Below are 24,183 nucleotides of genomic sequence, written 5' to 3' on the forward strand. Positions count from 1 at the left end.
ATTCTAATACATACTCTTAGCTTTTATAGTCAAAACAATCAATTGACCATAAAAGCTAAATTGGTTCCAGAGCGTAATCTATTAGAAATTAATCAACATATTACTTACTACAACCACAGTAAGGATACCTTGCACGAAATTGTTTTAAGAAACTGGGCAAATAGTTACCTAAATGATGAGACTCCTCTTGCTAAAAGATTGTTAGAAGACTATAAAACTGATTTTTACTTTTCTAAAAATAACGATCGTGGGTATAGTTTAATTCATCAAATTACCTCCAATCAACAAGAAGCTAACTTCCATTCCCCTCATCATTTACAAGATTTAGTTTTTGTAAACCTTAGTAATCCTTTATTTCCAAACGATAGTACATCTTTAGACATTCGTTATACCATTAAAATACCCAATGCAAAATTTACGGGTAGCGGTAAAAAAGGAATTGATTTTTATTTAGAAGATTGGCACATTACTCCTGCTATTTATCATGGAAAATGGCAATTAGACTCACATCAAAATTTAAACTATCAATACAAACTACCTACAGATTATAATATTGAATTTATAACTCCTGTGGGATACAACATCCATAGTAACTTTCAGCATCAAAAAACAATAGGAGATTATACCATTACTCACACCTTAAAAGGTAAAGGTATTACCCAAACTAATTTAAGTGTTACCCTACTACGTGCTTATTTAACAGTTCCCACCTACCCAGCAGAAATTATCACCAATTTTGTTACAACCAAAGTAGATATTGGAATTCAAAAAGTTAAAATGCAACAAATGATGTTTTTTTTAAATCAACATTTAAGCTTTTTACCTCATAAAAAAATACTGATTGAAAAAAGAGTTTACAATCAAAATCCTATATACGAATTAAAGTACTTACCACGTCAACTACATCCGTATAAAAATGAATTTAAATGGGAAGCAGAATTTTTTAAAGCTTTAGTTACCCAATATGTAGAACAAATTGTAACCATAAATAAAATTGAAGATTATTGGTTTGTAGAAGGATTAGAAATTTATTTGTTTACCAAATACATGAATCAACATTATCCTGAGGCAAAACTACTAGGACGACTTTCTAAGGTTTGGGGAATTAAATCTATGAACATTGCCAAGCAAAGTTTTAATAGTAAATTTAATCTGGTCAATCAAATTACGGCCAGAGAAAATTTAGACCAAGACTTAGATACTCCTTACAACAAACTATCTAATTACAACAAAAAAGTAGTTTCTCCTTACAAAGCAGGTATTGGTTTTTTATACTTAAAAGAATATGTAGGGCAAACTACTTTAGACAATAGCATTCACCAATTTATTAGCAAATACAGAGGAAATGCTGTAAGTTCAAAAGAATTTTTAAAAATATTAGCTGCTAATACTAAGAAAGATATTAGTTGGTTTCAAAAAGAATGGATCAATACTAAAAAGAAAATAGACCATAAAGTAGTAACTACCGATTTTCAAAAAGACAGTGTTTACATTACTTTAAAAAACAAAAGAAGCATTACTACTCCTGTGCTAGTTTATGGATTAAAAGGAAAAACCATTAAAAGTAAAACTTGGATTGATGGATTTAAAAACACTAAAAACATCCGTATTAAAAACGATAGTTTAGACAAAATTGTACTGAATTACGAAAACATTTATCCGGAAATAAACTACAGAAACAACTGGGATAACAAAAAACCTAAATTGTTTGAACGTCCTATACAAATTAGCTTGCTTAAAGACTTAAACAACCCTAGAAAAAACCAAGTATTTTTAAAACCTGAAGGAGATTATAATTATTACGATGGTTTTATTTTAGGAGTAAGTTTACAAAACAAAGCATTTTTACATCAAAATTTAGAATATGCAATTACTCCTACTTTTAGTACAGCTAGTAAAAGTTTAACAGGTGGCTTTAATGTGGATTATTCTATTTTTCCAGAAAACACTATTATTTATCAAACCAATTTTGGAATTTCAGGAAGTAATTATCACTACGCACCAGATTTAAATTACAATACCGTTGCTCCTTATTTTTCTTTAAGTTTTAAACAAAAAGATTTTAGAGCTCTAGGAACCAATAAAATAACTGCCCGTTTTTTAGTAATAGATAAAGAAGTAGCTCCAGGTACCGTAAAGACTGATGAAGATGATTATCATCTTTTTAAATTAGATTATCTGTTTAAAATGAATAAGTTAATCCATAACTATCAACTAAATGTTAATACAGAAATTGCTAGTAAATTCTCTAAACTTAATGTAGATTTTAGATACAAACACTTAACCAATAAAAAAAGACCTATTGAATTTAGGTTCTATGCTGGAGCGTTTATTACCAATCATACCACTAGTAATTATTTTAGCATGAATCAACACACGGCCAACGATTATTTGTTTGAATTACCGTATTTAGGAAGATCTGAAACTAGCGGAATTTTAAGTCAACAATATTTTAAATCTCAAGGAGGATTTGTTTCTCAAAACAATCCTGGATTTGCAAATCAATGGCTTACAAGTATTAACACAAGTGTCGGAATTATTAGATGGGTAGATGCTTTTAACAATATTTCATTGTTGAAAAATCGTCATTCATCACCTTTTTTTGATTATGAAACAGGAATTAGATTAAACTTTATTCCCGATATTTTAGAATTTTATTTACCTATTTACAATAGAGAAGGCTTTGTTACACAACAAGATAACTACTTAAACAATGTTCGTTTTGTGGTAACCCTAAAAGCACAACCTATTATTAAATTTCTAAAACAACAGCTCTTTTAACAATTGTTAATAGCTAAATCAGCATACTTTTTATTATCCCGTCATAATTGATTAACTTTATCCCCTATAAATTGTGATAAACTATGCCTATTACTATTGATTCAAAAAACGAACAAGATCTTACATTTAATCAATTTAAAGAAGAAATTCTAAATGATTATTACATAGCTGTACTTAGCCGTGAATGTAGCTTGTTGGGAAGAAAAGAAGTATTAACAGGAAAAGCAAAGTTTGGAATTTTTGGTGACGGTAAAGAATTACCTCAAATAGCCATGGCCAAAGCTTTTGAAAAAGGAGATTGGAGATCGGGATATTACCGAGATCAGACCTTTATGCTAGCTTTGGGAGAATTAACTCCTCAACAATTTTTTGCCGGTTTATATGCTCATACAGACATTAAACACGAACCTTTTGCAGCGGGTAGACAAATGGGAGGTCATTTTGCCTCACACAGTTTAGACGAAAATGGAGAATGGAAAAACTTAACTGAGCAATACAACACCGCTTCTGATGTTTCTTGTACAGCAGCACAAATGCCTCGGTTAGTAGGTTTAGCCTATGCTTCTAAATTATACAGACAAGAAAAAACAGTACAAAAAGGATACGAAAAATTTAGTAAACAAGGAAACGAAGTTGCTTGGGGAACTATTGGAAACGCTAGTACCAGTGAAGGTCATTTCTTTGAAGCCATAAACGCAGCCGGAGTTTTACAAATTCCCATGGTAGCTAGTATTTGGGATGATGAGTACGGAATTTCTGTACACCAAAAACATCACACCACTAAAGAAAATATATCCGAAGTATTAAAAGGTTTCCAAAGAGATGAAGAAACCAAAGGTATAGAAATATTTAATGTTAAAGGTTGGGATTATTCTAGCTTAATAGAAGTATATACCAAAGCTTCTCAAATTGCTAGAGAAGAACACGTTCCTGTAATGATTCACGTTGATGAAGTTACTCAACCACAAGGACATTCTACATCAGGTTCTCACGAACGATACAAAAGTACAGAACGTTTACAATGGGAAAAAGATTTTGACTGTATTAAAAAAATGCGTGAGTGGATTTTAGATTTTGATTTATCTGAAGAAAACTCCGATTTAAGATTGGTTAAAAATGAGGAAGAATTAATTGCCATAGAAAAAAGAGCTAGACAAGAAGTTTCTGCAGCTAAAAGAGCAGCTTGGCAAGCTTTCATTAAACCCTTAAACGCAGAACAAAAAGGTTTGTTAACTATTTTAGACAAAGTAGCAGAGGAAAGCATTAACAAAAACTTTGTTTTAAAATATAAAAACGATTTACAAAATTTAGCAGAAGTACACCGTAAAGATATTTTTGGTGCTGCTAGAAAAATATTGAGTTACATAAGAGAAGAAAACATTCCAAGCAAAGCATTGTTGCAAAATTGGATGCACAAAAATCTACCTATTGCTCAAGAAAAATATAGCTCTAAGTTGTTAAACGATTTTGGTAAAGGAGCATCTTCTTTTGCAGAAAAGTTACCTACCTATGCCGATGAAAAGGAAATTGTAGATGCTAGAATTATTATACGTGATAACTTTGATGCGCTCTTAAAAAAACACGACAACTTATTTATTTTTGGTGAAGATGCTGGTAAAATTGGAGATGTAAATCAAGGATTAGAAAGCTTACAAGATAAATACGGAGAATTACGTGTTGCTGATACCGGTATTAGAGAAGCTACCATTATGGGGCAAGGTATTGGAATGGCTTTACGTGGTTTAAGACCTATTGCAGAAATTCAATATTTAGATTATATTCTATACGCTGTACAAACCTTAAGTGATGATTTAGCTTGTTTACGTTACAGAACTTACGGAAAACAAACAGCACCTTTAATTGTAAGAACAAGAGGACACAGATTAGAAGGTATTTGGCACTCAGGATCTCCAATGGCATTAATTTTAAGCTGTTTAAGAGGAATGCATTTATTAGTACCTAGAAACATGACCAAAGCAGCTGGTTTTTACAATACCTTACTACAAACAGACGAACCTGCCATTGTTATAGAAAACTTAAACGGTTATCGTTTAAAAGAAGAAAAACCAAACAATTTAGGAGAGTTTTTAACTCCTATTGGATATACAGAAACTATTAAAGAAGGAACAGATATTACCTTAGTTTCTTACGGTTCTACTTTAAAAATTGTAATGGAAGTTGCACAACGTGAATTGGCTCAAGTAGGTATTAGTGCCGAAGTAGTAGATGTACAAAGCTTAATGCCTTTTGACTTAGATCACAACATTTCTTACAGCGTTTCTAAAACAAATAGATTAGCTATTATTGATGAAGATGTTCCTGGAGGAGCTTCTGCCTATATTTTACAAAAAGTAGTAGATGAGCAAAATGCTTATCAATATTTAGACAGCAAGCCTATTTGTATTTCTTCTCAAGAACACAGACCTGCTTACGGTAGTGATGGTGATTATTTTTCTAAACCTTCTCATGATGATGTGTTTGAAAAAGTATACGCTATTTTCCACGAAGCAAATCCGGCTAAGTTTCCTAAATTGTATTAATAGATCTTTTGTTTTAAAAACATCCTGATAAATGATAAAAATATCTAGAAGAAAATTTATCAAAACAGGAATAATTGCTTCTATTGGAGCGCTCCTTTTAGATGCTCTTTGGTTTGAAAAATATATGATTGATTGGAATTATTTTGATATTTCTAAATCAGATACCAACAAAATTAAAATCATTCAAATTTCTGATTTACATTTTGATGAACTTCGTTATTTTCATAAATCTATTGCCAAAAAAATAAATTCTTTACAACCAGACTTCATTTTTATTACAGGAGATTCTGTTGACAAAACAGAGAAAATTGAATTGCTCCATCAATTTTTAAATTTAATAGACAATTCCATTCCTAAATATGCCATTACTGGTAATTGGGAATACTGGGGAAATGTAAATTTAAACAAACTAAAACATACCTTTTCTAACCATAATTGCGAGTTATTAATCAACGAAAACAGAACTGTAGCTATTAAAAATCGTAAAGTAGCTATTATTGGTATTGATGATTATATAGGTGGTACTCCTGATTTTAAAAAGGCAATAAAAAATATAGAAAAGGCCGATACAACCATTGTTTTATCTCATTGCCCAGAGTATAGAGATGTTATTGCCAAACAAAAAGGAGACTTAACAATTGACTTAGTTCTTTCTGGACACACACATGGTGGTCAAATTACATTTTTAGGTTTTGTTCCATTTAAACCACAAGGGAGCGGAAATTACTTAAAAGGATGGTACAAAAATACGCAACCTAAAATGTACATTTCAAAAGGAATAGGTACTAGTATTCTACCAATAAGATTTGGAGCTAGAGCAGAAATGGTCGAAATGGATATTTAACTACATTTTATTAAATCTACACCAATAACACATTCTGCACACCTCTCTTTGTCGCAATATTCTTTTTTAAGTCTTAGTAGCGCTTGAGTTTGTAAAGCGGAATTTGTCTTCACTCCTAATTGATTAAATTTAGAAATTACACTATTCTTTTCTGCAGGAATTTCATACATCAAGTCTAACAAATGGCTTTTGTCTTTTCCTTTGCTTTTAGCGTAAAAAAACAAAACAGGAACAATTACATTCATCAACAACAAGTCCACAAAACCTTTGCTAATTTGCTTGGCCGATTTTTTAGAAGGTTTGTTAAAATTATAATGCTGTTTCCAATACGCTTCCATTTCAATGCTAAAAAAATCTTTATAACCTTTTAACCCCGTTTCTAAACTTAGAATATTTGCAAACACTGTCATATGTTTTTCATAAAAAGCAATCAACTGTGCCAATCTAATAGTTGGAAAATTTGGTGGTCTACATCCATAAAAATTAAGTTTTGGCAATTGTAAATTTCCTAGTTGATATTTTTGTTTTTGATAATGAAACTCTTTTTTTAGAGAGTTATAATATACATCTTCCACATCATTACTTTCCAACAAACCTACTAATCCAAATAATAAAGAAGCTGTTGTCTTATTCGTAAATTGTTTTCTAATTATAGAAAAATCTACCTGAGAAAAAGCATTCAAAAAAATAGGCCCATTTACATTTCCTCCAAAGTACTTAGCCATCAACAAAAACAACGTTGCTTCCCAATCTTGCCCAGTGGTTGTAAAAACCTTTTCTATCTCTCCTACTTTTCTTTCTAAGCGCTCTACATACAAGCGCTCTAACCAACTATCCAACTTAAAAGCATCAATGTTTTTTAATTCCGATTCACAAAAAATCCATTGCTGAGAGTTGTTCATCAATTTTTTATATTTCAATAAAACATCTTTCTGTATGTAGGGCTTTAATTCTAGTGTAGGAATTTCATTGCTATGCAAATCAAAAACCTCAACATCGTGTTCATAAACCACATGTAAAATCACATTCTGATAATTTGGATCTTTTTGATGCTGATGTGCATACCAATCCGAAGATTTTACATGAATTTCAATAGTTCCTGCCCACTTCTGTCCATCAATAGAAATTACAGCATTGCCAAAGTCTGGACCTTGTAAATGGTTTAAGACTCCTTTATTGTGTATGTTTAATTGTTGTTGCTTTGTGGTCAACAAATCTGTGGTTTGGAATAACTGTTGCTCCCAAACTAAATGTAATAAAGACTCTTTCATAGCGTTGTAGAATCTGTTTTAATAAAGTAAGTTAAAAAATAAATAGCTTATTTTTGCAAGCACACAAGACATTTAACATGAATATAATAGAAAGCCTTCAATGGAGATATGCTACTAAAAAATTTGATAGCACCAAAAAACTATCAAAAGAGCAATTACAAGTAATAAAAGAAGCCTTTAATTTAACTGCTACTTCTTATGGTTTACAAGCCTTGAGTTTAGTAATTGTAGAAAATCAAAATTTAAGAGAACAATTGGTTCCACACGCTTTTAACCAAAGACAAGTGGCAGATGCTTCTCATTTATTAGTTTTATGTTATCCCGATCATTTTGACGGAAAAGATGTGGCTAATTATTTTGATAGAATTGTGAGCGAAAGAAAAACTCCTGAAGAAACCATTAAGCCTTTTAGAGATTTTTTAATCAACGATTTTGATAGTAAAAGTACTAAAGACAAACACGCATCTTTTGCCAAACAAACCTATATTGCCTTAGGAAACTTATTAACAGTTTGTGCTTTAGAAAAAATAGACTCTTGTCCTATGGAAGGTTTTGTTCCTTCTAAAGTTGATGAAGTGTTAGATTTAGCTTCTAAAAACTTAAAATCAGCATTATTACTACCTGTTGGTTTTAGAGCAGAAGATGATTTTATGGCTAAAGAGAAAAAGGTAAGAAAACCATTATCAGAAATAATTATAGAAATCTAATGAACAACCCACTATCACATATAGAGCCCAAAGAAATTTGGGCTCATTTTAATTCCATTAACACAATTCCTAGAGCTTCTAAAAAAGAACAAGCTATTTCTGATTTTATGGTTTCTTTTGGACAAAAACTAGGATTAGAAACCAAGCAAGACAAAGCCTTAAATGTATTGATTAAAAAACCTGCTTCTGTTGGATTTGAAAACAGAAAAAAAGTGACTTTACAATCGCATTTAGACATGGTGCATCAAAAAAACAACCATACAGTTTTTGATTTTGACACTCAAGGAATTGAAATGTATGTAGAAGGTGATTGGGTAAAAGCAAAAGGAACTACTTTAGGAGCAGACAATGGTTTAGGAGTAGCAGCTATTATGAGTTTGTTAGCTGATGATAGTATTGAACATCCGGAACTAGAAGCCTTATTTACCATTGATGAAGAAACAGGTATGACCGGTGCTTTTGAATTACAACCAGGTTTTATTTCTGGTGATATTCTGTTAAATTTAGATACAGAGGAAGATGATGAAATTACCATTGGTTGTGCTGGAGGAGTAGATGTTACCGCTACAAAAAACTACACTCCTACCTCAGTAAGCAAAAACAGTTCTTTTTATAAAATTACCGTAAACGGATTAAAAGGAGGACACTCTGGTGTAGAAATTCACAAAGGTTTAGGAAATGCCAATAAGCTTTTAACAAGAGTTTTGTTTGAACTGCAAAAGGAAATTAAGTTTCAACTAATTTCTTTACAAGGTGGTGGACTTAGAAATGCAATTCCTAGAGAAGCCAGTTGTTTTATTGCTATAGAAAACCATCAAAACACAAACGTAATATTTCATACAATTGTTGAAACTATTCAGAAAGAATGGTTGGTAAAAGAAGAAAACTTAGCTATTTCACTAAGCTCATCAGAAAGTTTTAAAACAGGTGTAGATGCAACTACACAATCTAACCTAATATATACATTATATGCTTGTCATAACGGAGTCTATACAATGGATCCTAGTATAACAGATTTGGTTGCTACTTCTAACAATTTAGCTTCTGTAAATGTTGATAAGGGAAACACAACCATTGCTTGCTTAACAAGATCTTCTATAGAAAGTGAAAAGTTTGATTTGGTGAATAAACTAACCGCTACTTTTAACCTAGGAGGTTTTACAGTTGTTACAGACGGAACTTATCCTGGATGGCAACCCAATCCAAATGCAAGTATTTTAGAAGTGATGACAACTCTTTATAAAGATTTATTTAAAGAGGAACCTAACGTAAATGCCTGTCACGCAGGTTTAGAGTGTGGTATTATTGGAGAACCGTATCCCAACATGGAAATGATCTCTTTTGGACCTACCATTAGAGGTGCACATTCTCCAGACGAAAGAGCCTGTATTTCATCTACTCAAAAATTTTGGACGTTTTTAAAAGAAATCTTAAAAAACATCCCAGAAAAACAGAATAATTAAATAGAATCCCTTAAAAAAAGAACATCATTTGGTATCATAATTGTTAATATCTTAACTTTTAGTTACACACAAATAATTGTACTTTTACGAGCAACATAAACTAGATTTATTCATGGGAAAAATTATTGCTATTGCTAATCAGAAAGGTGGAGTTGGAAAAACAACTACTTCTGTAAATTTAGCAGCCTCATTAGGTGTCTTAGAAAAGAAAGTCCTAATTATAGATGCCGATCCCCAAGCGAATGCCACCTCTGGTTTAGGTATAGATATTGAATCTGTAGAAAAGGGAACCTACGAAATTTTAGAGCATACTTGTACGGCACAAGAAGTTATTATTAAAACAAACTCACCCAACGTAGATATTATACCTGCTCATATTGATTTGGTAGCAATTGAAATTGAGTTAGTGGACAAAGAAAATAGAGAATACATGCTAAAAGAGGTGTTAAAACCTATTAAAGACTTGTATGATTTTATTATTATTGATTGTGCTCCGTCTTTAGGGTTAATCACCTTAAATTCTTTAACAGCAGCAGATTCTGTTATTATTCCAATTCAGTGTGAATATTTTGCATTGGAAGGATTAGGAAAATTATTAAACACCATAAAGAGTGTTCAAAAAATACACAACGCTTCCTTAGATATAGAAGGACTTTTACTAACGATGTATGATTCTAGATTAAGATTATCTAATCAAGTAGTAGAAGAAGTAAAAAAACACTTTAGCGACATGGTTTTTGACACCATTATACAACGTAATACTCGTTTAGGAGAAGCTCCTAGTTATGGAGAAAGTATTATTGCTTACGATGCCACCAGTAGAGGTGCTGTAAACTATATTAACTTAGCTCACGAAGTGATTACAAAGAACTAAACATATGGCAAAAGCAACTAAAAAACAGGCTTTAGGTAGAGGACTTTCAGCTTTACTGAAAGAGAATGACATGAGTGTTCGCACGGCCAATCATGAAAAAGCTACTGAAATTATTGGTAGTATTATTGAATTGGACTTAGATCAAATTGATGTAAATCCTTTTCAGCCTAGAACTTTTTTTGATGAAGAAGCTTTACAAGAATTAGGAGATTCTATCAAAATATTAGGAGTAATTCAACCAATTACTGTTAGAAGATTAGACAACGATAAGTTTCAATTGGTTTCTGGAGAAAGAAGATTTAGAGCTTCTAAACTAATAGGAAACACAACAATTCCAGCTTATATACGTTTAGCTAATGACCAAGAAATGCTAGAAATGGCCTTGGTAGAAAATATTCAACGTAAAAATTTAGATCCTATAGAAGTTGCCTTATCTTATCAGAGATTAATAGACGAAATTAACTTAACACAAGAAGAGTTAGGAGGTCGTGTAGGTAAAAAACGTTCTACAGTTACCAACTATTTACGTTTGTTAAAACTAGATCCAATCATTCAAACAGGAATGAGAGATGGTTTTGTAAGCATGGGACATGGTAGAGCTTTAATTAATTTAGACAATAGTTTAAAGCAATTAGAAATTTACGAAAAGATTTTAAAAGACGGATTATCCGTAAGACAAACAGAAGCTTTAGTTGCTGACTTAAAACAAAATAAAGTTCCAAAAGCAACACCTAGCGTTCCAAGTTTTATTAAAAACAACGAACAAACTTTTAACCGATTTTTTGGTCAAAAAGTAGCTATTACTGCTAACGAAAAAGGAAAAGGAAAAATAGCAATCTCTTTTAATTCAGAAGAAGAATTTAATCAAATTAAAGCAATCTTAAACCTAGGTGAATAAGCATTCTTTCATACTACTACTTATAGTTCTTTGCTTTCAACTTTCTTACAGTCAAGAAACAAATGATGGTAATTTATCTATGGACAGTAAAGCGTTTTTAGAAGATCAAGATAGTTTTAATCCATTATCTCCTGCTAAAGCTGCTTTTTATTCTGCCGTAATTCCAGGCTTAGGCCAAGCCTATAACGGACGTTATTGGAAAATTCCTATTGTATATGGAGCGCTTGCTAGTAGTTTATATTACTACAGCATTAATAACCGTTCTTACAAAAGATACCGAAAAGCATTTAAACAACGACAAGCAGGTCAAACAGATGAATTCATCAATACATTTTCTACCGAAAGCTTAGAAAGTGCCCAAAAAGTTTTAAGAGCAAACAGAGATACTTCTTTATTAACTTTTGTAGGTTTGTACGCGTTGCAAATTTTAGAAGCTAGTATAGATGCGCATTTGTTACAATTTAATATATCAGACAATATAACATTCGACCCTAAGTTGATGCAAGAACCATCATCACAAAAGAATTATGTAGGGTTGTCTTTAAACCTTAATTTTTAAACATGAAAATAGCATTATTAGGATATGGAAAAATGGGACAGACTATTGAAAAAATAGCTGTTAGTAGAGGACATGAAATCGTAGTAATTGTAGATGAAAACACAAAAGAATACGACATTACTTTAGCCGATGTTGCTATTGATTTTAGTATTCCAACTGTAGCTGTAAACAACATTTCTAACTGTTTTAACAATGGAGTTCCTGTAGTATCTGGAACAACAGGTTGGTTAGAAAATTATGATAAAATGGTGGATTTATGTAACGAAAAAGAAGGTGGATTTATTTATGCTTCTAACTATAGCTTAGGAGTAAACATCTTTTTTGAATTAAATGAACAATTGGCTAAAATGATGAAAAATTTATCACAGTACAATGTTACTATGGAAGAAATTCATCACAAACAAAAACTAGACGAACCTAGTGGTACAGCTATTACTTTGGCAGAATCTGTTATAGAGCACACCAAATACAAAGGTTGGGAAGTAGACAAAGCTACTAAAGAAGTAAACATTCCTATTAAGGCTATTAGAAGTCCTGAGGTTCCTGGTACACATACCGTAGATTATACATCAGAGGTTGATAGTATAGAAATTAAACACACAGCACACAACCGTCAAGGTTTTGCTTTAGGAGCTGTAATAGCTGCTGAATGGTTGGTAGGTAAAAAAGGTGTGTTCTCTATGAGAGATGTCCTAGGTTTATAATTAGAAAATAAAAAAACATGAACTGGATTCTATTATTTTTACTAATACAAGTATTACATTTTGCTGCTACTTGGAAATTATACAAAAAAGCAGGAAAACAAGCATGGCAAGCAGCCATTCCTGTATACAATGCCATTGTATTAATGGATATTATTAAACGTCCTAAATGGTGGGTATTTATTTTATTTATCCCGGTTATCAACTTGTTACTTTTTCCTGTTATTTGGGTAGAAATTGCCAGAAGTTTTAGAAAGTTTGATACCAAAGATACTTGGCTAGCCATTTTATCTTTAGGTTTTTATAACTTTTACTTAAACTATGTAATTTTTGATCAATTAAAATATAACGAGAATAGAAGTATTAAACCACCTAGTAAAACAGGAGAATGGGTTAGCTCTATTACCTTTGCAGTTGCAGCAGCTACATTTGTACATACTTATGTAATGCAACCTTTTACCATTCCAACATCGTCTTTAGAAAAGTCGTTATTAATTGGAGATTTCTTGTTTGTAAGTAAGTTTCATTACGGTGCAAAAACTCCTATTAGTCCTATTGCTTTGCCAATGGTACACGATTCTATTCCTGGAACAGGACTACGTTCTTATGTAAAAGGAATTGAATTACCTTATTTTAGATTACCAGGTTTACAAAAAATAAAACGTAACGAAATTGTAGTGTTTAACTGGCCTTCGGACTCGCTAGCCACTATGTGGGGAGATAACTCTGGAAAGTTTACCTACAAACCTGTTGACAAAAAAACCAACTATGTAAAACGTTGTGTAGCTATTCCTGGTGACAGTTTAGAAATAAGAAACGGATATATTTATATTAACGGTAAACAAACCGTTTTACCAGACAGAGCAAAACCTCAGTATCATTATTATGTAGACACAAATCAACCTTTTACTAGAGATGAAATTGTACATACATACAACGTAAACCCTGATGAAGCTTCTGTTCTTAATAGAGAAAGAACAAAATATGTTATCAACCTAGATAAAGAACATGCTTTGTTAATGCAAAAAGACCCTAAGGTGACTTCTATTAAAAGAAGTATTGATCCTAAAGGTATTTACGATCCTAGTATTTTTCCACACGATCCACAATACGCTTGGAGTCAAGATAATTTTGGACCTATTTACATTCCTGCTAAAGGTGATGTAGTTACCTTAAACAAGCAAACTCTTCCTTTTTACAAAAGAATTATATCTGAATACGAAAAAAATAATTTTGAGTTAAAAGACAATGGTGATGTTTATATTAATGGAATAAAAACCAATAAATACACCATTCAACAAGATTACTTTTGGATGATGGGAGACAACCGTCAGCGTTCTTTAGATGCACGTTACTGGGGGTACACTCCTTTTGACCATGTAGTAGGTAAACCAGTATTTATTTGGATGAGTTTAGATCAAAATGAAACGGCTATCAACAAAAAAATTCGTTGGGATAGATTATTCACAACCGTTCATGGAGAAGGAAAACCAAAATCGTACTTTTTATATTTTATAGTAATTGTAGGATTGTATTACATTGGTAAAGAAGTATACAAAAGAACAAAAAAATAGAGATGCCTAAAAACATAGTAGTTCAACCAGCATATTTTGCTCCTATAACTCAATATGCTGCTATTCTACAAGCAGATAGTACTACGTTTGAAGTACACGATAACTTTGCCAAACAAACCTATAGAACGCGTTGCTATATTTATGCTGCCAATGGTAAACTATTATTAAATGTTCCGGTTAACAAAGGTAAAACCCTTAAAACTAAAACCACAGATGTAGAAATTAATTATGCAGAAGATTGGCAAAAATTACATTTAAGATCTTTACAATCTGCATATAGTTCTTCTCCCTTTTTTGAATTTTACGAACATGATATTTTAACTATATTTGAAACCAAATACAAGTGTTTATCTGAACTACATATTGCTTGTCATAACTTTGTGATGGATGCGTTGCAAGAGGACAAACCAACATTTGCTACGGAAGAATATCTTGTACCTTCAGACAAAACAGATTTAAGAGATTGGATTAGTAGTAAAAACAAAATTGGCACTGAATTTGAAAGGTACATTCAAGTATTTGATGACAAACATGGTTTTTTGCCCAATTTAAGCATCTTAGATCTTATATTTATGGAAGGTCCTAATGCTATTACTTATCTTGAAAATTTAGATTTAAGTAATGTTATCAATTAAGTTTATAGTTCATTATAGTTTACATTTTCTTGCACCAGGGCTAATTGCATACTTTTACAATCCAGTAAAATGGAAAAAATATTGGTTAGCTTTAATAGGTACTATGCTTATAGATTTAGATCATTTATTAGCAACTCCAATATTTGATCCTAATAGATGTAGCGTGGGGTATCATCCTCTACACAGTTTTCCAATAATTTATTTGTATCTATTCTTATTAATACCAAAAAAAACAAGATTAGTAGCTATTGGAATTATTTTTCATTTATTAACGGATTTAACAGATTGTTTACTTTAACAAATGTAATTTTTAAAATAAATAAATTACATTTGTTAAGAATTGTATCACCAATAACGACATATATTAATGGAAATATTAATAAATTTCATCAAAGACATCTACCCACTGTCTAATGAAGATTTTCAAAAATTACTTAGCATAGCGCAAGTAACCCCTTATAAAGCAGGAGATCACTTATGTGAATTAGGTTCTATTAACAACAAAGTTTTTTTTATTCTTAACGGAGTAACAAGAACTTACATGAAAGAAACGTCTGACTCTCCAGAAATTAACAAATCTATTGCGTACTCTGGAAACATGGCAACCTCTTTAAAATCGGCAATTAATAAAACTCCGGCAAGAATTGCTTGTCAGTGTTTAACCGATTGTTTAATTGTTGAAGTTAGAGAAGATGAGTTAACAAAGTTTAGACAACAGAGTTCTGAATTTAGCGAATTTATGTACAGAGCTTTAGAACGCGAATACACAAAACTAGAAGAAGCTTTAATTGATGTTTTATCTAAAGATGCTACTGAAAGATATTTAATTTTAAGAAAAAAGATTAAAAACATAGATCAGTTAATTCCACAATACCATATTGCTTCTCATTTAGGAATCACCCCTATTCAGTTGAGTAGAATTAGAAAGAAATTATTGACAGAATAAAAAAAAAGAGAAGCTTAATACTTCTCTTTTTTTTATTTAACCGACCTTAAATACTTTAACTTTCTTTTAGCCAATTTTAATTTGACTCTTTCACTTTCTATAGATTTCATAACAACATCTAATAAAGGATTTCCTTTTTTACCTCCAGAAACAAAACCTAAATTGTTTTCTAGTTGTTTTAGATCTTTATTAGCGGTATCTACATCTTTTCTTATATGATTTTCTTCATCATACATTTTCTTACTTTCTATAGCAGCCCAGTAAGCAATTTTTAATTGATACTTTAAAAATTCAGCTTCAGCTTTGTCTAATTCTGACAGTGCTAATGCTTTTGAAATTTCTGTTTGTATATCTTGATCCACACTATTTTTTTGTGGCGGTACAGTTCCTATTTGTATCCAAGTTTTTAAAATATCATTTACGTTATCTAAGGTAATTTCAGCAGCTGTAATTACTTCTAAAAATTTTACTTTGCTTTCGTAATTTTCTTGTTGCTCTGGAGTTCCTTCTTTTTTAGCCGTATTTAATCTATCAAAATACGCATCACAAATAGATTTAAATTCTTTCCATAAAGCATCTGCTTGTTTTCTTGGAACAAATCCTACTTTTTTCCACGCTGCCTGAATTCTTTTAAAAGCTTCTGTTGCATTTACCAAATCGTTAGAATCTTTCCATTCTAATGCTTCTGCTATTAATGCTTTCTTTTGATCTAAAGCTTCGTTATGTAATTTCTTAGTCTCTTTAAAGAAATCGTTTTTAGCAGTATTAAAAGCTTTGGTAGAGGCTTTAAAACCTTCCCATACTTGATTTGTTTTGTTCTTTGGTATTTTACCAATTGCTAAAAACTCTTCTTTTAACTTATCAAAGGCATCAATACTTTTTTTCCAATCACCAAAAGTTTTATTTTTTGCAAAATCAAACTCTTCTAATTCTTTAATTTTGGCAATTTTCAATAAATAATTAGCTTCCTCTTCTTTTTTTAACTCTTCAAAGTGTGCTGTTTTTTTATCATGAATGGCATTGGTAATAGCAGAAAACTCTTGCCAAACAGGCTCTCTAAACTCTTTGGCAACAGGTCCTGTTTCTTCTTTCCAAATTCTATGTAAAACTTGTAATTCGTTAAAAGCAAATTGTATATCCGCGTGATCTAACAATTGTTTTGCCTTTTCTATGACTTGTTGTTTTGCTTCTAAATTATGTTTAAAATCAATCGTTCTTAAATCATTATTAATATGTAGTAAATCATAAAACTGTTCTACATACAAATGATAATTCCCCCATGTTTCTTGATATTTTTCCGAAGACACAGGTCCGGTTTCTTTCCAATCAGCTTGTAATTGTTGAAATTCTTTATAAGAATTAGAAACATCATTTTTTTCAATTAACGCTTTTATAGATTCAATAATAGCTTCTCTCTTAGCTAAATTGTCTTTTAAATTTTGTGCTAATTGCTGATGATGTGCATTTTTCTTTTCAACATACGCTTTCCAAAGATTCTTAAATGTAGTTTGTATTGGCTGAGAATATTCAAAATCTATTTCGTTTCCACCTTCTTCTATAAAGGCTTGTTTTGCTAGTTCTACCTGCTCATTATACTTTAAATAAAAAGAAGCTCTAATTACATTAGCTTCTTCCTTTATATCTTGTACCGATCTTTCATTAAGAATTGTGTTCAATCTATCTACTAAAGCCTCCAACGACATTGTTTTATAATCTACTGATTGAATTTCTTTATCCATTTCTTTAATTGTGATTGTTTTATTTGCTAAAGCTAAAAAATACTATTTATTAAGCAATATTATTTGGGGTGTAATATAGTTTAAAAACTGAATATTTTTTGTTGCCTTAACGTTAAATTCCTTTATTTCGCTTGCTCCTTGCGCTGTTTGCACCTGAATTTTGATTTTATTCTCTGTTTTTGGTAACGGAATTCTACTATAATAAATTTGACCAGGTAGCGTTTGCCAATTACGGGTATCTGTTTTTTCTGTAAGCGCATTAAAAATGCTAACAATAGCACCTAGTCCCTCATTCTGATTTCGGGCAATACTTTCAGATGCTTTTTTGGCAGCTATTCTAAGAGCTATCTTTCCAATTTCTCTTACCGTTCTATCCTGTAGGGTTTTAAAAGCTATGGATTGATAATCTTCTATCAATTCAAATCCATAGTTTATTTTTTGATTGTCATTTAAAAAGATTTTACCATCTGTATAATAAGCTGATCTGTTTTCATACTTAGGAAAAGCTACATTTAAAACACTGGTACTTGTACTATTAGTTGGAACTGGAAAAGTAACTCCTAGTTCTTGATTGCTAAAGTTTACAAAACCATTGTTCCTACCTGACAAAGCAACAAAAGTAAAGTAGTTTTGAGATTTATAAGGAACCAATCCGTTTTCCCAAAACACTAAAACCTCGCCTTTTGTATTTTTATTCTTATGAAATTGTAAACCAAACTGCTTACTATATCTTAATTCCTCATCAGTAAAGCCTAATAGGTGGGCACTATTTATAAGATCTTGCTTTAATTGTTGTGGAATAGCAACTCCAAAATAAGTTCCTTGATTTTCCAAATACAACTCTACAGCATTTCTATAAGATATAAAAGCATCATTTAAGTTTCCTGTTGCTTCGTATAACATTCCTTGTAAGTTCAAGGCAAAAGCATCTGTCGTATATCTATTTTTCTTTCCCGCGGGATAAGAATCGTTAATTTTTTGAAGTTCTAAATTTACCCTCTTAGCCTCTACCAAAGCATCATCATATAAATTTAAAAAAATATAGTTTAAGGCTTTGTAATAATGAATGGCTACTTTTTCAAAATCTTCTGCTCTATAAGTTGTTTTTTCAGGGTTGGTTAAAACACCTAGCACTCCTGCTCCAAAGTTTTTTTTATGCTCTTCAATCAGCACATCGGCTTTATTAAAAAGCTCGTTACTTAGTTGATAATCTCCATTTAAATAAGCTACTTTTCCTTTTTCTAAACAATACAGCAATTCATTTCTGTCTTTGTTTAAAAACTTATTCTTATCAATACTCGTAATCGCTTTGCTAAAATCTCCACTCACCACCTCTTTCTGATATTTTTCACTCAAAGAATTATAGGTAGCACAACTTATAGTACTTAATAAAAGTACCACATAAGAAAACAGAGTAACAAGTTGCTTCTTTTTCATAGGATTCTAAAAAACAAAAAACTGCTTAGAAATAAACTAAACAGTTTTTTAAAACTTTAGACAGTCTTAGTTTTTAATATACTTTTTGATTTTTTTGTCTCCAAACCAAACCTTTTCATTCGTTTGAATGTTTGTTAACACTAAATCTACTTGATAGTAAACAACCTTCTGTTTTTTAAGTGCATCTACCACAGAATTAATGGTTCCTTGCAACATAAAATCAGCACCGGTTTCTAAACCAAATTTTTTCACAGTAGATACAGAAGCATTTGTTTGTTGATCTGCTCTTTCGGCTCTTAATTCGTTTCTCATTTCTCCACCTTGAACCACTTTTGCTACCTGATGTTTTACCAATGCTTTTTCAACTTCAATAGTAAACAATTCAGCATCTATATGCTCGTGAGATTTGTTTCTTACTAAACCAACAATAACCGTAGGTTTCTTACCTGTTTGAGTTCTAAATTCGTGAATCCAATCCCCCATTACAATCTGATCACTTAAAGCTTCAGCTGATAATCTAGCATCGGTATCGTTCCATCTTCCACTAATATCTATTTGCTCATCGGTAGCCACTCTAGTAATTTTTCTAGAACAAGAAGTAATGGTAAAAACTCCAAGCACACTTAAGGCTACTATTAATAATCCTTTTTTCATTTTATTTTTGATTTGTTTACAAATTAAAATCTACATCCATTAATAGGAAAACGAATTCCAAAACTACTTCTATGCAACGGATACCTTACATTTCCATAATATGAATAATTGTATGGAGTGTATGTATTTGTATAATATCTAGTATTTTTTGCTCGTTCCATTCGTTCTTCATGCTTCCATAAAGACCTCATTGCTCTATGATCTTTATGTGTTTTTTTACGAATCCTTTTTTCTTCCATAGGATCAATAGCTACATAAGTATCTTGAACTGTTGTTCCTTGTTTGGCTACATAATCATTAGCCACTTCTATATATTTTTCGTAAGCTGCCTTATGATTTGGATTTTGATCTGCATCTGTTTGCGAATATCCAATTGCTGAAAACAGCACACCTAGTAAAAGTATTAAATATCTCATAACTATATTGTTTAGACTAATCTAAGTTACCAAAATTATACCAAACTTTTTCTATCTAGATTTTAGCTATTCCAAATTTCCCAAGATTTCTCCGCTTGCAGTTCCAACATTTGCAATCCGTTTTTAGTAGTTGCTCCTTGTTCTCTTCCTAAGCGTAAAAAAGTGGTTTCTGATGGATTGTAAATTAAATCGTACAATAAATGTTCTGAACTAAGAAACTGATAAGGGATTTCTGGTCTTAATTCTATTTTAGGAGAAGTTCCTAATGGAGAACAGTTTACAATTACCGTATACTCTTTTAAAATTTCTTCTGTAATTTGATGATATCCAAAAATTTCATCAGTAGCTGTTCTAGACACAAATTTATATGCTATTCCTAACTTTTTAAAGGCATAAGCCACAGCTTTAGAAGCTCCACCTGTTCCTAAAATTAACGCTTTTTTGTGATGTGATTTTAAATAAGGCATTATAGAGTTTTGAAATCCATAAACATCTGTATTGTAACCTACAACTGTACCATCATTATTTAACTTAATGGTATTTACAGCTCCTATTTCTTGAGCATCATCATCAATAGCTGTTAAAAATTGTTGAACTTCTTGTTTGTAAGGAATGGTTACATTTAAACCTTTTAATCCATTTTCTCTAGCACTAATAACCTCTTTAAGCACCAAAATATCTTGCAAATCAAAATTGATATATTGATAATCTTTAATCCCTTCTTTCAGAAATTTTTCTGTAAAATATCCTCTTGAAAAAGAATATGAAATATCTCTACCTACCAATCCAAATGTAACTTGACTCATTTTAATTTATTTTTTGAAAACGCTCTATTCCGAGCACCAATACAATTCCGATAATAATAAACCCTATCGCTATCCAATTTTGTTGCAAACCTAAATCTGGAAAGTATTTATCAAAACCAATTATTATTTTATTGTTGAATTTATCTACTACAATTGCTCCGTTTTTTTGAGCAAATACTTTTTCTTTCCAGGGCCATACAGTTCCTAAAGAACCTATAATAAATCCTATAATTAATGCATTTACTATTTTTCCCCATTTAACCAACACAATGGCTAAAATTTGCGAAAAAAAGACCAATCCAAAAACAGATCCTGAAGTAAAAACAGCTATAATGGCTAAATATTCTTGATTATGAGCATTTTGTAAGACTCCAAAATTACCCGAAACAACCTCAACAATTACGTTTCCAAAAACATTAACAGTATCTACCAATAGGAACACATAGTTCCCCATAAGCATTAATATATATGAACCCGATAATCCTGGAATAGTCATTCCTGAAACTCCAATTACACCACATATAAAAACAAACCACAGATTGTGATTTTCAGAACTTGGTTCTATAAAATTAATAGCAATACCTATTGAGATTCCTAGAAATAAAGACACATAGCTTTTTAATTGCCAACCCTGATATTTTTTAATTAAATAAATTCCAGAACCTATAATCATTCCAAAAAAAAGCGACCAAACATCTAACTCATAATTCGCTAAAAAATAATCTAAAAGTTTAGACACTGTAAAGTAACTAAAGATCATTCCTCCAACAATAAAAACTAAAAACTTGGCATTTATGTATTCAAAAAAACTTTTAAACCCTCTTTTAAACAAGAGCGCAAAGGCCTTGTTGTTTATTTTTTGAAAAGAATAAATTAACTCATTATAAAAATCTAAAACATAAGCCACTGCTCCCCCAGAAACACCAGGTACTTTGTTAGCAACCCCCATCAACATTCCTTTGATAAAGAGCACAAAATTATACAGTAAACTTCCTTTTGGAAACATGTTTATGATTTATAGCTTGCTAGTTTTTCTAACCCAAGAATTAATAGAAAACCTGCAACTGCTAATACAATAGCTATGGTTAAATGTGCTTCTCCACTAAAGTTATTTGGCAATACACTGTTTTGCAAAACAGGCACTTCCATTCCTTTAGAATTAATTCTGGTAGTTATCGTTTCTTTCCAAGGCCATATTTTATTTAACGATCCTAATATAAAACCTGTTAAGCCAGCTAAAGTTACGTTTTTATAATTCACGAATAACCATTTTAAAACTCTAGAAAAAGTTAACAAACCTATTACAGCTCCCGCTCCTACAATAGCAATTACTTCTAAGTCTCTAGAATGTACTGCAAATAGAATGGTTTCATAAGCTCCTAATAAAACTAAAATAAAAGCTCCAGAAATTCCTGGCAAAATCATAGCACAAATAGCCAAAGCACCTGCTAAAAATAAAAACAGAAACGAGGCTTCATCATTTACCAAAGGTTTGGCTATAGTTATAGAATAAGCTACCAAACAAGCTATTAATAAGGTAACAACTTCTTGTAACCTCCACTTTTCTATTTGTTTACCCACGTATAAAATACTTGCTAACACCAATCCAAAAAAGAAAGACCAAACCATAATAGGTTTAGAACTTAACAAAAAAGAAATCCCTTTTGCTAAAGAAACCACACTAATGGCAACTCCCAATAGCAAGGCTACTAAAAAATTAGCATTTAATTGTTTCCAAGTTGCTTTTAACCCTTCTTCTTTTAATGTTTTTAATGCTGATAAATTTATATTACTAATAGTGGTTAACAACTCTTCGTAAATTCCAGAAATAAAAGCTATAGTACCTCCTGAAACTCCTGGAACTACATCGGCAGCTCCCATTGCCATTCCTTTTAGAGAAATAACAGCATAATCTTTAAGTGATCTTTTCATTAAAAGTGTTTTGGACAAAAGTAAATTTAAATCCTAGTTCTCCAAAAAGTTTGAAATCATTCTTTCAACTTGTGGGTCATTAAAAATGGTTGGATACAAATCTTTCATAACTAGGTAATAGTCAAAATCTAATGTAAATGCAGTTTTTAAATGTAAAAACGCTTCTTTCTTTTTATTTGTTAAATAAAATAAACAAGCCAATCTATATTCTATTTCAGCAAAGTTATTATGTTGTTTTTTAGCTTTAATCAACGTATTTAAAGCGGTTTCTTGCTCTCCAATAAGTACCCAAACATCTGCTAAGGTTACCCAAATATCAACTCCAGACTCACCTAATTCAATACATTTCTCAAAAGATTCTGCAGCCTCTTCGTAAAAATTTAAACGTAGGTTAAGGTCTGCTTGAAATCGTAAATATTCTATATTGGTTTCATCCAAAGCAATGGCTTTGTTTAAATAATGTACCGCTTTGTCAAACATTTTTTCTTCGCTACTAATTACAGCTAATAGCATCCAACATTTATCCAACAAAGGATCTTCGTGCAAGGCTTTTTTATAAAAATAAATTGCCTTAGCTGCATTTTTTTTCTTTTTATAACACTCTCCTATTCTTAAATAAGCATAAGCAGTAGGATCATCTAAATCTAAGGTGATTTGGTAGTTTTTAATTGCCTCGTCATAACGCTCTAACTTTTCTAACGTTTTTGCTTTTTCTACATAACCTCCTATAAAAGCTTCATCAATAACAACTGCGTAGTCAAAAGATTTTAATGCATTTTTATATTGCTTTAACACAAAATACTGTCTACCTATTTGGTGCCAAGCAACTTCGCAATATGGATTTTTGTTGATGTAATCATCTAAAAAAGCAATAGCCTCTACATGCGAAGACTCCATTTCATAACAATAAATAATGTTATATAACGCTTGATAATCTTCCATATCATAGTCCAAACAAATAGAAAAATGCTCTCTAGATTTTACGTAATCATCTAAATACAAATATTCCATCCCTAATAAAGAAGCCACATCTGCTAAATCATCCGTATACTCTTTAGCAATTTCTAAGTACTTAATTGCTTCTTGGTGCTTGTCTTTTTTAGAAAGCAAGTTGGCTATCTGAATATACACCTCTTCGTTAGAAGGATAAATAGCCATTAAATTATCTAACAAAACTCTAGCCTCGTCTAATTTATCTTCAAACACCATAATTTCTGCCTGAATTAATTTAATATCTGCAGAATCTGGATGTTGTTCTAAAGCTAAAAAAACAGCTTTTTTTGCCATGGAAGTATTCCCCTCATCTAAATAATAATGGATAATCTCCTCAAATTCAGTAGTATCAAAAAAATACACATCATTTGTCTTTAGCATTTCCTCAAATTTAGATAATGACATCATGTTTT

General features: G+C 31.2%; 22 protein-coding genes. 13 read left to right on the forward strand and 9 right to left on the reverse strand.

Translation table 11 applies throughout. The annotated features are described in order from the left end of the window. The first annotated feature begins 42 nt into the window (after nucleotides 1–42). From GGR97_RS05785 to GGR97_RS05795, 3 genes are all read left to right on the forward strand, one after another. Nucleotides 43–2,781 carry a M1 family aminopeptidase gene (locus tag GGR97_RS05785; RefSeq protein WP_209272326.1) on the forward strand — a complete coding sequence of 913 codons (2,739 nt, stop codon included), beginning with the start codon at nucleotides 43–45 and terminating at the stop codon, nucleotides 2,779–2,781. An 83-nt stretch (nucleotides 2,782–2,864) separates the two neighbouring features. Then, nucleotides 2,865–5,321 (forward strand): alpha-ketoacid dehydrogenase subunit alpha/beta, encoded by a 2,457-nt coding sequence (locus tag GGR97_RS05790; protein ID WP_167897567.1) that lies wholly within the window; start codon nucleotides 2,865–2,867, stop codon nucleotides 5,319–5,321. A gap of 31 nt (nucleotides 5,322–5,352) precedes the next feature. Further along, nucleotides 5,353–6,165, forward strand: a complete 813-nt coding sequence (locus tag GGR97_RS05795) for a metallophosphoesterase (protein WP_167897568.1) — start codon at nucleotides 5,353–5,355, stop codon at nucleotides 6,163–6,165. On the opposite strand, the gene GGR97_RS05800 is transcribed toward GGR97_RS05795, so the two are convergent. Next, nucleotides 6,162–7,436: a DUF2851 family protein gene (locus GGR97_RS05800; protein WP_167897569.1), complete on the reverse strand. Its 1,275-nt coding sequence runs from the start codon at nucleotides 7,434–7,436 to the stop codon at nucleotides 6,162–6,164. The two genes, GGR97_RS05795 and GGR97_RS05800, sit on opposite strands and share 4 nt — an antisense overlap. Nucleotides 7,437–7,513: 77 nt before the next feature. Here GGR97_RS05800 and GGR97_RS05805 point away from each other — a divergent pair, with 77 nt between their 5' ends. From GGR97_RS05805 to GGR97_RS05850, 10 genes are all read left to right on the forward strand, one after another. Next, entirely contained in the window at nucleotides 7,514–8,143 is a 630-nt protein-coding gene (locus GGR97_RS05805; RefSeq protein WP_167897570.1) for an NAD(P)H-dependent oxidoreductase, read from the forward strand. Continuing rightward, a complete protein-coding gene (locus GGR97_RS05810; RefSeq protein ID WP_167897571.1) occupies nucleotides 8,143–9,606 on the forward strand; it encodes an aminoacyl-histidine dipeptidase in 1,464 nt (487 codons plus the stop codon). The genes GGR97_RS05805 and GGR97_RS05810 overlap by 1 nt, the downstream gene beginning before the upstream one ends. 112 nt (nucleotides 9,607–9,718) lie before the next feature. Beyond that, nucleotides 9,719–10,480, forward strand: a complete 762-nt coding sequence (locus GGR97_RS05815; RefSeq protein WP_167897572.1) for a ParA family protein — start codon at nucleotides 9,719–9,721, stop codon at nucleotides 10,478–10,480. Between the two features lie 4 nt (nucleotides 10,481–10,484). Next, nucleotides 10,485–11,378 (forward strand): ParB/RepB/Spo0J family partition protein, encoded by an 894-nt coding sequence (locus GGR97_RS05820; RefSeq protein ID WP_167897573.1) that lies wholly within the window; start codon nucleotides 10,485–10,487, stop codon nucleotides 11,376–11,378. Beyond that, nucleotides 11,371–11,937 carry a DUF5683 domain-containing protein gene (locus GGR97_RS05825; RefSeq protein WP_167897574.1) on the forward strand — a complete coding sequence of 189 codons (567 nt, stop codon included), beginning with the start codon at nucleotides 11,371–11,373 and terminating at the stop codon, nucleotides 11,935–11,937. The genes GGR97_RS05820 and GGR97_RS05825 overlap by 8 nt, the downstream gene beginning before the upstream one ends. Nucleotides 11,938–11,939: 2 nt before the next feature. Beyond that, nucleotides 11,940–12,641, forward strand: coding sequence for a 4-hydroxy-tetrahydrodipicolinate reductase (gene dapB / locus GGR97_RS05830; RefSeq protein WP_167897575.1), 702 nt, complete (start codon nucleotides 11,940–11,942; stop codon nucleotides 12,639–12,641). A gap of 17 nt (nucleotides 12,642–12,658) precedes the next feature. Then, complete coding sequence (lepB, locus tag GGR97_RS05835; protein ID WP_167897576.1) at nucleotides 12,659–14,212, forward strand: signal peptidase I; 1,554 nt, start codon at nucleotides 12,659–12,661, stop codon at nucleotides 14,210–14,212. A gap of 2 nt (nucleotides 14,213–14,214) precedes the next feature. After that, complete coding sequence (locus GGR97_RS05840) at nucleotides 14,215–14,847, forward strand: WbqC family protein (RefSeq protein WP_167897577.1); 633 nt, start codon at nucleotides 14,215–14,217, stop codon at nucleotides 14,845–14,847. Beyond that, on the forward strand, nucleotides 14,834–15,145 hold the full coding sequence (locus GGR97_RS05845; protein WP_167897578.1) for a DUF6122 family protein: 312 nt from the start codon (nucleotides 14,834–14,836) through the stop codon (nucleotides 15,143–15,145). The genes GGR97_RS05840 and GGR97_RS05845 overlap by 14 nt, the downstream gene beginning before the upstream one ends. Nucleotides 15,146–15,214: 69 nt before the next feature. Further along, the gene (locus GGR97_RS05850; RefSeq protein WP_167897579.1) at nucleotides 15,215–15,793 is read left to right on the forward strand and encodes a Crp/Fnr family transcriptional regulator; all 579 of its coding nucleotides are present in this window, start codon (nucleotides 15,215–15,217) and stop codon (nucleotides 15,791–15,793) included. Between the two features lie 32 nt (nucleotides 15,794–15,825). Here the strand turns inward: GGR97_RS05850 and GGR97_RS05855 are convergent, their stop codons facing one another. The 8 genes from GGR97_RS05855 to GGR97_RS05890 form a co-directional block, all read right to left on the reverse strand. Further along, nucleotides 15,826–17,532, reverse strand: coding sequence for a DUF349 domain-containing protein (locus tag GGR97_RS05855; protein WP_167897580.1), 1,707 nt, complete (start codon nucleotides 17,530–17,532; stop codon nucleotides 15,826–15,828). A 42-nt stretch (nucleotides 17,533–17,574) separates the two neighbouring features. Continuing rightward, a complete protein-coding gene (locus GGR97_RS05860) occupies nucleotides 17,575–18,969 on the reverse strand; it encodes a COG3014 family protein (RefSeq protein WP_167897581.1) in 1,395 nt (464 codons plus the stop codon). A gap of 66 nt (nucleotides 18,970–19,035) precedes the next feature. Continuing rightward, entirely contained in the window at nucleotides 19,036–19,623 is a 588-nt protein-coding gene (locus GGR97_RS05865) for a penicillin-binding protein activator LpoB (RefSeq protein ID WP_167897582.1), read from the reverse strand. Between the two features lie 23 nt (nucleotides 19,624–19,646). Further along, nucleotides 19,647–20,039 carry a hypothetical protein gene (locus tag GGR97_RS05870; protein WP_167897583.1) on the reverse strand — a complete coding sequence of 131 codons (393 nt, stop codon included), beginning with the start codon at nucleotides 20,037–20,039 and terminating at the stop codon, nucleotides 19,647–19,649. A 62-nt stretch (nucleotides 20,040–20,101) separates the two neighbouring features. Next, the gene (locus GGR97_RS05875; RefSeq protein ID WP_167897584.1) at nucleotides 20,102–20,845 is read right to left on the reverse strand and encodes a shikimate dehydrogenase family protein; all 744 of its coding nucleotides are present in this window, start codon (nucleotides 20,843–20,845) and stop codon (nucleotides 20,102–20,104) included. A 1-nt stretch (nucleotide 20,846) separates the two neighbouring features. Beyond that, on the reverse strand, nucleotides 20,847–21,851 hold the full coding sequence (locus GGR97_RS05880) for a DUF368 domain-containing protein (RefSeq protein ID WP_167897585.1): 1,005 nt from the start codon (nucleotides 21,849–21,851) through the stop codon (nucleotides 20,847–20,849). A 2-nt stretch (nucleotides 21,852–21,853) separates the two neighbouring features. Further along, nucleotides 21,854–22,777 carry a DUF368 domain-containing protein gene (locus tag GGR97_RS05885; protein ID WP_167897586.1) on the reverse strand — a complete coding sequence of 308 codons (924 nt, stop codon included), beginning with the start codon at nucleotides 22,775–22,777 and terminating at the stop codon, nucleotides 21,854–21,856. Nucleotides 22,778–22,810: 33 nt separating this feature from the next. Then, complete coding sequence (locus GGR97_RS05890) at nucleotides 22,811–24,178, reverse strand: tetratricopeptide repeat protein (RefSeq protein ID WP_245229458.1); 1,368 nt, start codon at nucleotides 24,176–24,178, stop codon at nucleotides 22,811–22,813. Nucleotides 24,179–24,183 lie beyond the last annotated feature (5 nt).

Origin of the sequence: Wenyingzhuangia aestuarii (assembly GCF_011927765.1) — a bacterium.
GTDB classification, from domain to species: Bacteria; Bacteroidota; Bacteroidia; order Flavobacteriales; family Flavobacteriaceae; genus Wenyingzhuangia; species Wenyingzhuangia aestuarii.

Bases quoted from the DNA above. Each gene is read 5' to 3' on its own strand.
- GGR97_RS05880 (WP_167897585.1), bottom strand. From the start codon at position 21,851: ATGTTTCCAAAAGGAAGTTTACTGTATAATTTTGTGCTCTTTATCAAA.
- GGR97_RS05870 (WP_167897583.1), bottom strand. From the start codon at position 20,039: ATGAGATATTTAATACTTTTACTAGGTGTGCTGTTTTCAGCAATTGGA.
- GGR97_RS05810 (WP_167897571.1), top strand. From the start codon at position 8,143: ATGAACAACCCACTATCACATATAGAGCCCAAAGAAATTTGGGCTCAT.
- GGR97_RS05875 (WP_167897584.1), bottom strand. From the start codon at position 20,845: ATGAGTCAAGTTACATTTGGATTGGTAGGTAGAGATATTTCATATTCT.
- GGR97_RS05890 (WP_245229458.1), bottom strand. From the start codon at position 24,178: ATGATGTCATTATCTAAATTTGAGGAAATGCTAAAGACAAATGATGTG.
- GGR97_RS05795 (WP_167897568.1), top strand. From the start codon at position 5,353: ATGATAAAAATATCTAGAAGAAAATTTATCAAAACAGGAATAATTGCT.
- GGR97_RS05865 (WP_167897582.1), bottom strand. From the start codon at position 19,623: ATGAAAAAAGGATTATTAATAGTAGCCTTAAGTGTGCTTGGAGTTTTT.
- GGR97_RS05815 (WP_167897572.1), top strand. From the start codon at position 9,719: ATGGGAAAAATTATTGCTATTGCTAATCAGAAAGGTGGAGTTGGAAAA.
- GGR97_RS05850 (WP_167897579.1), top strand. From the start codon at position 15,215: ATGGAAATATTAATAAATTTCATCAAAGACATCTACCCACTGTCTAAT.
- GGR97_RS05820 (WP_167897573.1), top strand. From the start codon at position 10,485: ATGGCAAAAGCAACTAAAAAACAGGCTTTAGGTAGAGGACTTTCAGCT.
- GGR97_RS05800 (WP_167897569.1), bottom strand. From the start codon at position 7,436: ATGAAAGAGTCTTTATTACATTTAGTTTGGGAGCAACAGTTATTCCAA.
- GGR97_RS05790 (WP_167897567.1), top strand. From the start codon at position 2,865: ATGCCTATTACTATTGATTCAAAAAACGAACAAGATCTTACATTTAAT.
- GGR97_RS05885 (WP_167897586.1), bottom strand. From the start codon at position 22,777: ATGAAAAGATCACTTAAAGATTATGCTGTTATTTCTCTAAAAGGAATG.
- dapB (WP_167897575.1), top strand. From the start codon at position 11,940: ATGAAAATAGCATTATTAGGATATGGAAAAATGGGACAGACTATTGAA.
- GGR97_RS05845 (WP_167897578.1), top strand. From the start codon at position 14,834: ATGTTATCAATTAAGTTTATAGTTCATTATAGTTTACATTTTCTTGCA.
- GGR97_RS05860 (WP_167897581.1), bottom strand. From the start codon at position 18,969: ATGAAAAAGAAGCAACTTGTTACTCTGTTTTCTTATGTGGTACTTTTA.
- lepB (WP_167897576.1), top strand. From the start codon at position 12,659: ATGAACTGGATTCTATTATTTTTACTAATACAAGTATTACATTTTGCT.
- GGR97_RS05805 (WP_167897570.1), top strand. From the start codon at position 7,514: ATGAATATAATAGAAAGCCTTCAATGGAGATATGCTACTAAAAAATTT.
- GGR97_RS05840 (WP_167897577.1), top strand. From the start codon at position 14,215: ATGCCTAAAAACATAGTAGTTCAACCAGCATATTTTGCTCCTATAACT.
- GGR97_RS05855 (WP_167897580.1), bottom strand. From the start codon at position 17,532: ATGGATAAAGAAATTCAATCAGTAGATTATAAAACAATGTCGTTGGAG.